General features: G+C 52.6%; 13 protein-coding genes. 7 read left to right on the forward strand and 6 right to left on the reverse strand.

Annotated features, from left to right (window positions below):
* Position 1: 1 nt before the first annotated feature.
* The 5 genes from PSSD_RS02925 to rmf all read left to right on the forward strand — a co-directional run bounded on the left by PSSD_RS02925 (position 2) and on the right by rmf (position 5,829).
* A complete protein-coding gene (locus tag PSSD_RS02925; protein WP_058969348.1) occupies positions 2-1,915 on the forward strand; it encodes an ABC transporter ATP-binding protein in 1,914 nt (637 codons plus the stop codon).
* Positions 1,916-1,931: 16 nt separating this feature from the next.
* Positions 1,932-3,215, forward strand: a complete 1,284-nt coding sequence (gene pqiA, locus PSSD_RS02930) for a membrane integrity-associated transporter subunit PqiA (protein ID WP_058969350.1) — start codon at positions 1,932-1,934, stop codon at positions 3,213-3,215.
* Positions 3,187-4,830 carry an intermembrane transport protein PqiB gene (pqiB, locus tag PSSD_RS02935; protein WP_039328964.1) on the forward strand — a complete coding sequence of 548 codons (1,644 nt, stop codon included), beginning with the start codon at positions 3,187-3,189 and terminating at the stop codon, positions 4,828-4,830. Before pqiA ends, pqiB begins: the two co-directional genes overlap by 29 nt.
* Positions 4,827-5,393: a membrane integrity-associated transporter subunit PqiC gene (gene pqiC, locus PSSD_RS02940; protein ID WP_039328963.1), complete on the forward strand. Its 567-nt coding sequence runs from the start codon at positions 4,827-4,829 to the stop codon at positions 5,391-5,393. The genes pqiB and pqiC overlap by 4 nt, the downstream gene beginning before the upstream one ends.
* A gap of 268 nt (positions 5,394-5,661) precedes the next feature.
* A complete protein-coding gene (gene rmf / locus PSSD_RS26375) occupies positions 5,662-5,829 on the forward strand; it encodes a ribosome modulation factor (protein WP_007887362.1) in 168 nt (55 codons plus the stop codon).
* A gap of 65 nt (positions 5,830-5,894) precedes the next feature.
* On the opposite strand, the gene fabA is transcribed toward rmf, so the two are convergent.
* Together fabA and PSSD_RS02950 are read right to left on the reverse strand one after the other, a co-directional pair.
* Positions 5,895-6,413: a bifunctional 3-hydroxydecanoyl-ACP dehydratase/trans-2-decenoyl-ACP isomerase gene (fabA, locus tag PSSD_RS02945; protein WP_034820448.1), complete on the reverse strand. Its 519-nt coding sequence runs from the start codon at positions 6,411-6,413 to the stop codon at positions 5,895-5,897.
* A gap of 67 nt (positions 6,414-6,480) precedes the next feature.
* Positions 6,481-8,343, reverse strand: a complete 1,863-nt coding sequence (locus tag PSSD_RS02950) for an AAA family ATPase (protein ID WP_058969352.1) — start codon at positions 8,341-8,343, stop codon at positions 6,481-6,483.
* 53 nt (positions 8,344-8,396) lie between these two features.
* On the opposite strand from PSSD_RS02950, the gene matP reads away from it, so the two are divergent.
* Positions 8,397-8,864, forward strand: coding sequence for a macrodomain Ter protein MatP (matP, locus tag PSSD_RS02955; protein WP_153011399.1), 468 nt, complete (start codon positions 8,397-8,399; stop codon positions 8,862-8,864).
* 72 nt (positions 8,865-8,936) lie between these two features.
* Here the strand turns inward: matP and ompA are convergent, their stop codons facing one another.
* Positions 8,937-10,004, reverse strand: coding sequence for a porin OmpA (gene ompA / locus PSSD_RS02960; RefSeq protein WP_058969356.1), 1,068 nt, complete (start codon positions 10,002-10,004; stop codon positions 8,937-8,939).
* A 349-nt stretch (positions 10,005-10,353) separates the two neighbouring features.
* Positions 10,354-10,845, reverse strand: coding sequence for an SOS-induced cell division inhibitor SulA (sulA, locus tag PSSD_RS02965; RefSeq protein WP_058969358.1), 492 nt, complete (start codon positions 10,843-10,845; stop codon positions 10,354-10,356).
* Positions 10,846-11,066: 221 nt separating this feature from the next.
* Between sulA and PSSD_RS02970 the strand changes: the two genes are divergently transcribed.
* A complete protein-coding gene (locus PSSD_RS02970) occupies positions 11,067-11,696 on the forward strand; it encodes a TfoX/Sxy family DNA transformation protein (protein WP_058969361.1) in 630 nt (209 codons plus the stop codon).
* On the opposite strand, the gene yccS is transcribed toward PSSD_RS02970, so the two are convergent.
* Together yccS and PSSD_RS02980 are read right to left on the reverse strand one after the other, a co-directional pair.
* Entirely contained in the window at positions 11,693-13,831 is a 2,139-nt protein-coding gene (gene yccS / locus PSSD_RS02975; RefSeq protein WP_058969362.1) for a YccS family putative transporter, read from the reverse strand. The genes PSSD_RS02970 and yccS overlap by 4 nt on opposite strands.
* Before the next feature lie 11 nt (positions 13,832-13,842).
* Positions 13,843-14,286: a YccF domain-containing protein gene (locus PSSD_RS02980; RefSeq protein ID WP_058969364.1), complete on the reverse strand. Its 444-nt coding sequence runs from the start codon at positions 14,284-14,286 to the stop codon at positions 13,843-13,845.
* Position 14,287: the final 1 nt, after the last annotated feature.

Consider the following 14,287-nt stretch of genomic DNA (forward strand, 5'->3'; position numbering starts at 1 on the left):
TATGTCACTGATCAGTATCCATGGCGCTTACCTCTCTTTCAGCGATGCGCCGCTGTTGGATAACACCGAACTGCACATCGAAGAAGGCGAGCGCGTCTGTCTGGTCGGCCGTAACGGCGCAGGCAAATCCACGTTGATGAAAATCATCAATGGTGAACAACCGCTGGATGATGGCCGCATTATTTATGAGCAGGATTTGGTGGTCTCGCGCCTGCAACAGGACCCACCGCGTAACATTACCGGTTCGGTTTATGACTTCGTTGCTGAAGGTGTGGCGGAGCAGGCGGAGCACCTTAAGGCTTACCACGCGATTTCCCATCTGGTGATGGAAGATCCGAGCGAGAAAAACCTGAATGAGATGGGGCGACTGCAAACCATTCTGGATCACCAGAATCTGTGGCAGTTGGACAGCCGTATCAACGACGTCTTGCAGCAGATTGGTTTAGAGGCGGATACCGAGCTTTCTTCACTCTCCGGCGGATGGCTGCGTAAAGCGGCGCTTGGCCGTGCGCTGGTCAGCAATCCGCGCGTGTTGATGCTCGACGAACCGACTAACCACCTCGATATCGAAACCATCGACTGGTTGGAGACGTTCCTCAAAACCTTTACCGGCAGCATCGTGTTTATTTCGCATGACCGTTCATTCATTCGCAATATGGCGACGCGTATTGTCGATCTCGATCGCGGCAAACTGGTCTCCTGGCCAGGTGACTACGACCAGTTCCTGTTGGGTAAAGAAGAAGCGCTGCGTGTGGAAGAGATGCAGAACGCTGAGTTTGACCGCAAGCTGGCGCAGGAAGAAGTGTGGATCCGTCAGGGCATCAAAGCGCGTCGTACCCGTAACGAAGGCCGTGTGCGTGCTTTGAAGGCGCTGCGTCGTGAACGCTCTGAGCGCCGCGATGTGATGGGCAAAGCCAATATGCAGGTCGGCGAAGCCGCGCGCTCAGGTAAAATTGTCTTCGAGCTGGAGAACGTCAATTACAGCGTAGAGGGCAAAACGCTGGTGCGTGAATTCTCTACTCAGGTGCAGCGCGGTGATAAAATTGCGCTTATCGGTCCGAACGGCTGCGGTAAAACCACTTTACTGCGCCTGATGCTGGATCAGCTCAAGGCCGATAGCGGCCGCGTGCATTGTGGCACCAAGTTAGAAATTGCTTACTTTGACCAGCATCGTGCTGAGCTGGACCCGGATCGTACCGTGATGGATAACCTCGCGGAAGGTAAACAGGAAGTGATGGTTAACGGTAAGCCGCGTCACGTGCTGGGTTATCTTCAGGACTTCCTGTTCCATCCGAAACGTGCGATGACGCCGGTGCGTGCCTTGTCTGGCGGTGAGCGTAATCGCCTGTTGCTGGCGCGTCTGTTCCTTAAGCCAAGCAACCTGCTGATTCTTGATGAACCGACCAACGACCTCGACGTGGAAACGCTGGAGTTGTTGGAAGAGCTGGTGGATGGCTATCAGGGCACCGTGATGCTGGTCAGCCATGACCGTCAATTCGTGGATAACACCGTCACTGAGTGCTGGATCTTTGAAGGTAATGGTGAGATCGGTGCCTTTGTCGGCGGCTACCATGATGCGCAGTTGCAGCGGAGTGCTTACAAACAGACTAAATCGTCTGCGGTGAAAAGCGCTTCTCCAGCGGCAAAACCGGCCGAAAAAACCGATGCGTCCAAACGTAGCGCAGGCAAGCTAAGCTATAACCTGACGCGTGAACTGGAACAGCTACCGCAAAAACTGGAGCAACTGGAAACACGTATCGGTGAATTGCAGGCGAAAATGAGCCATCCGGACTTTTTCAGCCAGCCACACGATAAGACCCAGCCTGTCCTGGATGCATTAGCGCAAACCGAACAAGAGCTGGAAGTGGCGTTTGAGCGCTGGGAAGAGTTAGAAGCGTTGAAAAACGGCGCGTAACACAGAGGAAGTCAGCATGTGTGCAACGGATCAGGCGCATCAGTGGATACTCTGTCCACAATGTGATTTAACCGTGAAACTGCCTGCCGTGCCGGTGGGCAGCCGCGCGCGTTGTCCACGTTGTCACACCACGCTCACCGCTAACTGGCATGAGCCGCGCAAACGCCCAACCGGGTACGCTTGCGCGGCACTCTTTATGCTGGTGCTGGCGAATCTTTTTCCTTTCATCAACATGCATGTTGCGGGTTTGAGCAGCCAGATTTCGCTGCTCGAAATTCCTCAAGTGATGGACCGCGAAGACTATCGCAGCCTGGCCACGCTGTTCATGCTGTTTGTGCAGGGCATTCCGGCTTTCTGCATGATCACCATTATTTTGCTGGTCAATCGGGTACGTATGCCGCATAGCCTCAGGCTGGGGCTGGCACGTATTCTTTTCCAGCTGCGTAGCTGGGGCATGGCCGAAATCTTTATGGCTGGTGTGCTGGTGAGTTTCGTCAAGCTGATGGCATATGGCGATATTGGTCTGGGCAGTAGCTTCTGGCCGTGGTGCCTGTTTTGTGTCTTGCAACTGCGCGCTTTTCAGTGTGTTGATCGCCGTTGGGTATGGCAGCGCATCGATCCTCTTCCTCCACTACCCATCGTCCCAATGGCGGGGATCAGTGGCCTGAAGCAGGGACTACGCAGTTGCCCTTGTTGTACTGCGATATTATCCACTGCGCAGGGGGAGTGCCCACGTTGTGGCGTAGTCGCGCCAGCTCGGCGGAAACACAGTTTGCAATGGACGCTGGCGCTGCTGATCACCTCAGTGATGCTCTACATCCCCTCGAATATTATGCCGATCATGGTGACCGAAACGCTGGGTTCACAATATCCCTCGAACATCATGGCCGGTGTGGTTCTGCTGTGGAGTGATGGCTCATGGCCGGTAGCGCTGGTGATCTTTGTAGCCAGTATTATGGTGCCGACATTGAAAATGTTGGCGATTGCCTGGCTTTGCTGGCACGCCAGCGGACGCGGGCAGCGCGATGACGAAAAAATGCACCTGATTTATGAGGTGGTGGAATTTGTTGGCCGCTGGTCAATGATCGATGTGTTTGTGATCGCCATTCTCTCCGCGCTGGTGCGGATGGGACGGTTGATGAGTGTTTATCCTGCGCCAGGCGCGCTACTGTTTGCGATGGTGGTGATTCTCACCATGTTTGCAGCCATGACCTTTGATCCGCGCCTGATTTGGGATCGACTACGGGAAACTGAACGTAAGGAGCCGCGTCTTGACGGACAACCATCACGGGACTGCTGAGGTAGACCAGATTAAACGCTGGTCACCGGTATGGATCGTACCCATCGTCACGCTATTAATTGGTGGCTGGATCCTGTTTTATCATTTTAGCCATCAGGGCCCGGAAGTGACGTTGATCACCGAGAGCGCTGAAGGCATCGAGGCCGGAAAAACCACCATTAAAAGCCGCAGCGTTAACGTCGGTGTGGTGGAAAGTGCGGTGTTGACGGATGATCTGCACCATGTGGAGATCAAGGCACGCCTCAATTCAGGTATGGAAAAACTGTTGCATGGCGACAGCGTGTTCTGGGTGGTGAAACCACAAATTGGACGCGAAGGGATTACGGGTCTTGGCACTTTGCTGTCAGGTGCCTATATCGAACTTCAGCCGGGGACTAAAGGCGACCAACCTGAACGTTATCAGCTACTTGATGCGCCTCCGCTGGCTCCGCCAGATGCCAAAGGTATTCGCGTGACGCTGGATAGCAAAAAGGCCGGTCAGCTTAATGCAGGCGATCCGGTGCTGTTCCGGGGTTATCGTGTCGGTACGGTTGAGACCAGTACCTTTGATACCGAAAAGCGTATGATGACCTATCAGCTGTTTATCGCCGCACCTTATGATCGTCTTGTCACTACCAATGTGCGCTTCTGGAAAGACAGCGGCATTGCCGTCGATATGTCGGCATCGGGCATGCGGGTTGAAATGGGATCGTTGACCACGCTGTTTAGCGGCGGTGTCAGTTTTGACGTGCCAGATGGTGCGGAACTGGGGCAGGTTGCCGACAACAAAGCGGAATACCATCTGTTTGACGATCAACGCAGTATCCAGGATTCACTCTACACTCAGCACACAGATTTCCTGCTGTTCTTCACCGATTCGATTCGTGGCCTGCAGGTGGGTGCTCCGGTTGAGTTCCGCGGTATTCGTCTGGGAACCGTTTCTCAAGTGCCTTACACCATTCCGGGTGTGAATCAGGCGTTGAACACGGATTATCGCGTGCCAGTATTGATTCGCATCGAACCCGATCGTTTTATCAGTCGACTGGGTGGTGATTTCAATCTTGAGCAGCATCTGCAGGATGGTAAGAAGCGCGGCCTGCGCGCCACGCTGAAAACCGGCAACCTGCTGTCAGGTGCGCTGTTTGTGGATCTGGATTTCTACGACAATGCGCCGGCGTACAAAGGGCCGAACGAAGTGGCGGGTCTGGAAGTGATCCCAACCGTCAGCGGTGGGCTGAGTCAGATTCAACAGAAGTTGGTCGCCGCGCTGGATAAGATCAACGCGCTTCCTCTCAATCCGTTACTTGAGCAGGCCACCGGAACGTTGAAAGAGAGCCAGCGTACGATGCAGCATATGCAGAAAACGCTGGATAACCTGAATCAAATCACTGCCAGCCCGGCGATGAAAAAGTTACCTGAGGATATGCAGCAAACCTTGCGTGAGCTGAATCGCAGCATGAAAGGGCTGCAACCGGGATCGCCAGCTTACAACAAGCTGGTGGGGGATATGCAGCGACTGGATCAGGTACTTCGTGAATTGCAGCCGGTACTGAAAACGCTCAATACCAAGAGCAACGCGCTGGTGTTTGAAGCTAAACCGGGCGAGGATCCGCAGCCAAAGAGGGCGAAACAGTGAGAAAAGGGCTGATTATGGGAGCGCTGCTGCTGCTGGCAGGGTGCAGCAGCACCATCGAAAACACCTATTACCAGCTGCCTTCAGGCAGCAATATGGCTCGGGTGGACAGCGCATCCAGTGGCAACCAGCCGATGATTTGGGTCGAGCAGGTGACGGTGCCCGATTACATGGCGGGCAATGGGTTGGTGTATCAAACCAGCGATGTGAAATATGTGATTGCCGCCAATAATTTGTGGGCCAGCCCGCTTGACCAGCAACTGCAGCAAACGCTGGTGACAAACTTAAGTAAAGCACTGCCGGGGCGCCTCGTCTCCGGTTCACCGCTCGGTGATACCCACGATACGTTGTCCGTTAACGTCACTGGATTCCAGGGACGTTATGATGGTCAGGTGGTGGTCAGCGGCGAGTGGCTACTGCAACATCAAGGGCGACTAATCAAACATGGCTTTAATCTGACGCTGCCGCAATCTGAAGATGGTTATGATGCTTTAGTACGTACTCTGGCTCTCGGCTGGCAGCAAACGGCGCAACAAATCGCAAATAGTGTCATTTCTCTAAATTAAGATTTGTTCGATGCTTATGCTAAGTCCTTGATTTGCTGTTGTGTGATCGCAGTCAAATCAGGGGCTTTTTTATTGTCGAATCAGCCAGATATACAGGGAATTGACAATTATATATGTCGATTTAACGGCGAAATTATGACATTGGCGTGAATTTTGCGCATTGACCTTTCTTCTGCTTGGGGTTAGAACATTACTGTGGTTGAACATTAAAACACCACTCTTTCTTTCCACCCAGATTCCACCAGACCTGAAATGAGGGAAACGAGGCATGAAGAGACAGAAGAGAGACCGCCTGGAACGTGCACATTCACGAGGCTATCAAGCCGGGATTACGGGGCGCTCAAAAGAGATATGCCCTTATCAAATGATCGATGCGCGGTCTTACTGGTTGGGAGGTTGGCGTCAGGCCATGGAGGACAGGTCGGCGGTGGCCTAGCACTGTCGAATGTCTATCAATAAGGAAGAAACCTCCGCTGCGTGCGGAGGTTTTCGTTTGGGAGATTAGAAAGCAGAAGTGTCTTTAAACAGGCCCACTTTCAAATCGGTTGCGGTATAAATCAGGTTACCGTCGACAAACACTTCACCATCAGCCACGCCCATCACCAGTTTACGGTTGATCACGCGCTTGAAGTGAATTTTGTAGGTCACTTTTTTCGCCGTTGGCAGAACCTGGCCAGTGAATTTCACTTCACCCACGCCCAGTGCACGGCCTTTACCTTCGGCACCCAGCCAACCCAGGTAGAAGCCAACCAACTGCCACATGGCATCGAGGCCGAGGCAGCCAGGCATTACCGGGTCGCCTTTGAAGTGGCAATCGAAGAACCACAGGTCAGGGCGGATATCCAGTTCGGCTTCCACAAAACCTTTGTCAAATTTACCGCCGTCTTCGGTCATCATGACCACGCGGTCCATCATCAACATGTTATCAGAGGGAAGCGGCGGTCCATTTTCGCCAAACAGTTCGCCGCGACCTGAGGCAACCAGGTCTTCTTTGCTATAGGATTCGCGTTTATCTACCATGTTCTCAATATGCCTTCTTTTAGTGAAGCCCGAATATTAGCGAACAGTTGTACGCTGGGCAAATCAATCAGCGGTGGTTGAACCAGTTAAGCCAGCGTAACGGCCATGGACGATGGCGTATTTCTTGCTGATTGAACTGGGCAATGCGCTCTTGAATAGTGTTTAACAGTGACTCACCGCTTTCAGATTGCCACGCCACACCCGTCAGCAGCGGCAGTGCCTCGTCGACGCTTTCGACCGCCCAGATGTGAAACTGCTCTTGTTTCACCGCATCGACCACTGCCTGGCTGAGGCTTAAATGACGTACGTTGCTGGCAGGCAGAATCACCCCTTGTTTACCGGTCAGTTCGCGAGACTGGCAAATCTGGAAGAAGCCTTCAATTTTCTCATTCAGGCCACCTACAGGCTGCACATTACCAAACTGATCAACTGAACCGGTTACGGCAATCTGCTGATTGAGCGGTTGATTCGCCAGGGCGCTGATTAAGGCACACAGCTCAGCCAGTGAAGCGCTATCACCATCCACTTCGGAATAGGACTGTTCAAACACCAGCGACGCAGAGAAGGGGAGCTGCTGATCAAGTTCCAACTCAGCAATCAGGTAGGCCTGCATGATCATCATGCCTTTCGCATGAATGTTGCCGCCTAACTCCGCTTTGCGTTCAACATCGGTGAATTCGCCATCGCCAGGATGCACCACACAGGTAATACGTGAAGGCTCGCCCCACGGGCGTGGGTGGCCTGGGAATTCCACCACGGACAAACCATTGATCTGCCCAACCACTTCACCTTCCGTTTCAATCATGATCTGATTAAGCAGGATTTCATCGCGCATACGTTCAGCAAGGTAGCTCTCGCGCCACTCACGCGCTTCCAGAGCATCTTTCAATGCTTCAGCATTCATGTTGTCACCGTGCAGCGCAGTCTCCTGCAGCTGGCGACGTAGCCAACGTGGACAGAGCGGTAAGGTGTCCTGATCGCCAGTAAAACGCACGCCTTCCGTGATCAACAGCGGCCAGAAATCCGCTTCAGGTTGCTCCAGCCCAGCTTGCTCTGCCTGTGTGAGTGTCCATTGACACCAGAAGGTCATGTCTTCTTCATCGTTGACCTGCAGGTTCTCTTCAAACTCACTGTACAGCGCCATTTCATGCACTTCAGCATCCAGTTCCTGGAAGCTGGCCAGCGCATCACGGTCACCACATAGCACCAGACGAAGCTGCAGTGGCAAAGAAGGGATGCAGACCGGCAACGGCTGACGTTCATCCTGTGAATACCAGTCAAAGCGTTCTTGCTCGATGCACTTACGCAAACGCAGCCACAGCAGCGGTTGAGCCAGCAACGTGTTGACGGAAAGGATCAGGGTTCCGCCGTTGGCACGATGAATCAGGCCCGGTTCTGGCTGAATACGATCTTTATACTGGCGAACACAGCCAAACAGCTGTTCCGATTCAATCCAGTCAGCGTAGTGCACGCCGCCTTGGCTGGTGAAGGGGCGATTGGCGTCACTGGGTGGCATCAAACTGATGTTATCGCCCATCACATGATAGTCACCGCCATACAGCGTAACGTTGTCGGGCTGGAAGCGTTGGGCGGCTTCGGCAATACAGGCGAGATAGTCGCTGTTTTCCTGACTACGCAATAACAGCAGTGGAAAACCCAGTGTTTGATGATGCAAATGCGCCAGCGCATTCAGCAGACGCGGCTGAACCGCGGCAAGACTATCGCTATCCTCCAGTGAGACATGTGAGAAAATGGATTGGTAGCGGGTGCTATCCGGCTGCAGGGCTTGCCACGTAATTTGAGTGCTGGTCAAAATATTCGCATTAGTCAGATTCAGGAAAAGCGCGATTATACAGGAATCAACCGGGTTAAGCACTGCGGAGTTCCGGCCCGAAATGTGATGACCGCAACATGTTTTTCCTTGCTGCATCCAGGAAAAAAGCTGTTATTCTTAGTTTGTTACGTGATCACGATGAGATTCCGATGAAATACCAGCAACTCGAAAATCTTGAAAGTGGATGGAAGTGGAAATACCTGGTGAAAAAGCATCGGGAAGGTGAGCCGATCACCCGTCACCTTGAGCTCAGCGCTGCCCAGGCGGCGGTGGATACCTTACTGACGATGGAAAATAGCCCCGTTGACGTTGGTGAGTGGATTGCTCAGCATATTCATCCTGATCTCGAGAATCGACTTAAGCAAACCATTCGTGCACGCCGTAAGCGCCACTTCAATGCGGAGCATCAGCACACGCGCAAAAAGTCTATCGACCTTGAGTATCTGGTGTGGCAACGACTGGCAGGATTGGCTCAGCGACGCAGCAACACGCTGTCAGAAACCATTGTGCAGTTGATTGAAGATGCAGAACGTAAAGAGAAGTATGCCAGTCAGATGTCGACTCTGAAGCAGGATTTGCAGGCGATTCTGGGCAAAGGCGGAAGCGAGAACGAATAGCGCAATTGTGTGTTCGCTATGTCAGAGACATAAAAAAACCCCGCCGAAGCGGGGTTTTTATTGCGTGATAACTTAAGCCTGTGGCTGAGTTACAACGTCTTTGATACCTTTCACGTCGATTTCAACGCGACGGTCTGGCGCCAGGCAGTCGATCAGGGCATTACGGCCTTTCACGCTGTCACAGGTGTTGCCAGTAACTGGGTTAGATTTGCCCATACCGCGTGCAGAGATCTTGTTAGAAGGGATACCTTTAGATACCAGGTAATCAACTACAGACTGAGCGCGTTTCTCAGACAGTTTCTGGTTGTACTGCTCTGAACCGATACGGTCAGTGAAGCCCAGTACCACAACAGAACCATCTTTAGGATCCATTGAGCTCAGCTGGCTGTACAGCTGATCCAGAGCCTGCTGGCCTTCTGGCTTCAGGGTCGCTTTGTTGAAGTTGAACAGTACGTCAGACTTCAGAGTGAAACGCTTGGTTTCAACAACTGGCGCTGGAGCTGGTGCCGGAGCAACAACTGGTGCAGCTTCTTCATCCTGACCGAAACGGTAAGAAACGCCGACGCTCAGCATGCTGTTGTCTGGACGCGCACCAACGGTACCTGCGTCACCGATGTTGTTAACCCACTGATAGTCCAGGCGAGTTGCCCAGTTTTTGGTCAGTGCGTACTCAACACCAACAGCAGCCAGCGGAGAAACGCCGGTGTCGTGATCACTGTGGCGTACGCCATCAGTGCTCTGAGTAGAGTCTGCACGCCATACCATGCCGCCCAGACGGGTGTACACGTCGAAGTCGTCAGTGATTGGGTAGCTCAGTTTAGCTGCCAGCTGAACGCCTTGTGCTTTGAACGCGCCATTGGTCACGTTGCCTTTGTTAGGCATGCGGCCCAGCCAGTCGTAGCCCAGCTCGAAGCCCAGGTACGGGTTAGCCTGATAGCCCATGAAGGCACCAGCACCCAGCTGAGATTCGTGAGTTGGACCGTCGTTGTTCGCATAACCGTTACCGTAGTAACCAGTATCGTGATACTGAGACCAGCCCAGTTTAGCACCGGTGTACCAGGTGTTATCTTTAGGGGCGGCCTGCGCTACGGTAGCGAAGCCAGCCAGTGCCACTGCAATTGCGATAGCTGTCTTTTTCATTTTTGCGCCTCGTTATCATCCAAATAGGCAATGAGCAAAAAGGTTGCTCTTTGTGTTAATCCTTCGCCGGGTCTAAACGCTCGCTTTTGACTCTACCGAAAAAACGGAGGTTATTGAGCACCCTGGCGAGATAAAGTCTACAACGAGATTGGAAAGTTACAAGTATGATGTGAGGTCAGTGAGTAAAAAAACAGGGATTTATACACACATTTTAACAAATCACGTGGCAAAATCTTCGCTAGCAGATTGAGAAAAAGCGGCTAAACCATTGTCAAAGCTGGCGGGAAAAGAATCAGTGGCTTAGCAGCATTCTAAAGAAAAAATAGCGTGAGAAAATTCCTGGTTTTACTTAATGAAACAAATCCGACGGAATTTTTGACGGATTAGGTTGTCTTGTCAGGACGCGTTCATGACCTTGTGGACGCATTATTAAGCCAAGCGCTTCACCTTCCGACGCCGCTAATTCCAGTTCCAGACGTTCTTCATCGTTCAATTCGTATGGAATCCAGGCCAATACGACACTGTAGTTACCGGTACGCAACGCTTTCACCATGCTTTCCACCGTGCTGAGTCGCTCTGATTCGGTAATATGCATACTCTTCTCTAACGGCAGACCCGACTGCTGCATCCAGCTACGGTTCAGCTTGTGGGCAGGAGTTAACCATAGCTGCCAACGCGATTGTTCACTGAGCTGTTTCAGCACCGGCAGTAGCAGCATCTGCATCATACCCGGTTGTTCGCTGTAGCGCAGTTCAGTGATTCCACCCAGAGAAGGTTGCGTTAAGCTTGGGGTCGCAAAACGGGAAGAACGATCAGCAAGGCCAGAGAATTGAGTACGCATAATTTAATCACTCAGTGATTGACTGTATGAATATACAGTAATGTCTTCCTGGATAAAGATCAACCTCAATTTCTGAAAACACCTCGCAAATTTTGCACAACATCCTGCCAAAATGTTTTTATTCATTGAACAGCTAATGGGATTTTTTTATCTTCTAACCAAATGAATATCCAGGTTTTTATGGAATTTTCTCTAATGAGAATTCACGGAAAGGAGATGTAATGAAAACCAACAAATATATGGTTATGCAGTCGAAAACGCAGTTAGCACCTCTCGGAAAGATCGAATCGCGCACCCAGTTTGGGGGATATGCGCTGACGGTTGAGAAGGTGATTTTTGCCTACATCAATGAAGATGCACTTTACCTGCGTGCCAGTGAAGCGCTTCAGGTCTACCACGCCAGACGCGCACTTGAGCCGCTGGTCTATCGTAAACGTGGCATACCTGTGCAATTGAACTACTACAAGGTAGATGCAACGTTATGGCAGGACGCCGAACAACTTTTGCAGCTCTCTGCCAGTGCACTGCAAGCCGCTCAGGACGAAATCGCCACGCGCACCGTCACCTTGCGCTTAAAAGATTTGCCTAACCTGAGTTTACGCATGGAGATGATGTTGCATCGAGTTGGCATCAGTTCGGTAAGGTTGCTGCACGAAATGGGATCACGTCAGAGCTGGCTGAAACTGCGCGCGGTCAATAAGCATATTGGCTTGAAAACGTTACTGGCTCTGGAAGGCGCCATTTCGGGCCATCATCAGGCAGCACTGCCGGTGGTCACGCGAGAAGAGTTGTACGCCTGGTATGTAAAAACGCTCCACCTCGATCCCAAAGTGGAGCGTTCACAACGTTAGTGGCTGGCCAGGGTGCGACGCAGGCGGGCAATTTCAGGCAGCAACGCGATCAGCAAACCTAACTGCTGTATCACCAGGGGTGCCTGCAACTCTGAACTGTTTTTTAACGTGCTTAAGCGTTGCATTAGCTGTTGTTGCATCTCTAACGCCTGTGCATCCGTCACACGCTCAACTTGCAGGACGTCCTCCACAAAGCACACGGCATCATCTAATGTGCTCAGGAGTTCAGGGTCTGTGAGTTGCTCACGGTGTGCCCCCAAAGCCGAGATATAGCTCAGGAACGAATGGTTGAGGCACAACAACCGAAAGGCATTTTCGCGTAGCGGTTGTTGCAACTTCACCTCGCTGCTCATGTTCGACACCACCGAAGCAAGCTCAGCATCAGCATTGTGGGCATCACGTCGTGCCACGCGATAGGCCAGGCGATTATCTTTGCCCTGATGGTATTGCTCCATAATGGCATCGAGATAACGACAGTTGGCGTTAAGCGTGCGGTCAGCTACCGCGCTAATCTTGCGAAAACGCCAGTCTGGCCAGACAAAGGCCACTGTCAGCCAGGCTAATCCGCAACCCAGTATCGTATCGACTATGCGTGGCAGAGCGACCTCGAAGCCTTCACCTAACAGGTTAAAGCAAAGCAGTACCAGCAAGGTAATGAACAGCGTGGCTTGCGCATATTGAATCTGGCGGAAGGCAAAAAACAGCACGCCGCTTAACACAATCAACACCAGTTGTCCCTCGATTGACGGCACTAACCACAAAACCGGCAAGCCGATGGCAATGCCGGCCAGTGTGCCGCCAATACGCAGGGCAAGACGTCGGCGCGTAGCATTGTAGTTAGGCTGGCAGACAAACAAGCTGGTGAGCAAAATCCAGTAGCCGCGATGCAAACCGGTAATCTGAATGAAGGCGTACCCGACACAAAGCACCAGCGACATGCGGACGGCATGGCGAAACAGTGCAGAGCCGGGGCTCAGATGGCGACTCAAACGGAGACGAATATCTTGCCATCCACTCAGTCCCTCGCGTGACAGGTGAGTATCGCCAGAAGTGGGGGGATCGGCCAGCATTTGCTCCGATTCAATCGAGGCCAACTGCGCATCGATCGCGCGAAGATTACGCAGTAACCAAAATAGCGCGCGAATGTGAGGATCCTGTGGGTCTTGCTGTTGCAGACGTTCAAGGGCGGTTTCAAGCCGGGTGAAGGTGCGTTCAAACTGGCTGTCATGATGCCACGGCTGGCGCAATAAAATGTTTTCTGCCAGCTTACGACACGCTTGTGCCTGCATATTGAGCAGTCGCTGGAAGCGGAACAGCACTTCGTTATATCGCCAGTCGCTGCGCAGCAAGTGGTACTGGAGATGAGAAGAACTGGCGCGTTCGTGAATATCTTGTGCGACAAAGTAATAGTGCAGGCTGCGGCGCGTACTACGTGAACCGCGATCGCCTCGTAAGCGGCTTTGAATGGTGGTTTTAGTCTGATTAAGCTGCGCGACCAACTGGCTATTCACCATGGCGGTAGCAACCATGTTGGCGTCATCTTGTTCCCCTGCATCCGGATCGAACAGATTCGCTTTGGCTTCCAGATAGCGCGCCAGTTGCGAGAAGCTGGCTGCCAGCTGTTCCTGCACGGGTCGCACAGGAAAGATCAGGTGACCGATAAAGGTCAGCAGGTTGTACCACAATGCGCCTATCAACAGCAGCGCGGGTTGCATCCACCACTGCGGGAAGAGACCAATCCCCAGCATGGTATAGACGGCGATTAACAGCGCGCCAAACGCGATAGTGGCATAACGCTGCCCCAATGCACCCAGCAGAATGAATCCCCAACTGGAGAGCGCCAGACCAATGGCGAAGGCCCATGGATAAGGAAACAGCAGCTCAACCGACACCGACGCAACGCAAAAACACACCAGCGTAATCAGTAAATTGCGCAGGCGACCGGTCCATCGGTCATCAAGATCGGCCAGCGCGGCAGCCACCACGCCAAGCGTTAAGGGGATCGTCCATTCAATCTGCTGTAACCACCACGGCACTGCCGCACAGCCTGCAAGCGCGAAAAAGATGCGCAGCAGGTAGCGCAGGCTGCTATTAAACAGATAACGTCGCCAGCCAGGCATCGCGTTCTGAAGCATTGGAGGCGGCCTCAGTAACGACGACGCGCGTTAGCTTCACGCGCAGCCTGGGCCTCTTCCACCAACACCACGCGACGACCGACTGGCCATAACGCAATAGCGGCAATTTTAAAGTTAGCAATGCCAACGGGAATGCCGATGATGGTCAGGCACTGCACAATCCCGGCAGAGATATGCATCAGGCACAGCCACCAGCCAAAAAACACCAGCCAGAAGATATTTAGGAAGGTGCCGCCTGCATTCATCACGTTGCTTTTACTATCAGGACGCAATACATCCACATGCACGGCTTCATTGCCAAAGGGTAACAATGACAGTTTGGTGATTTCCCAGCAGGAGCGCGTTAATGGCAAGGTGAAAATCAGCACGATGCTGACAAGAGTGGCAAACAGCCAGCTTAGCGTGGTGAACACGCCACCCAAAACGAAGTTAAGAATGTTGAGTACGGTGCGCATA

This window comes from Type-D symbiont of Plautia stali (assembly GCF_001485335.1).
In the GTDB taxonomy this organism is placed as follows: Bacteria; Pseudomonadota; Gammaproteobacteria; order Enterobacterales; family Enterobacteriaceae; genus Pantoea; species Pantoea vagans_C.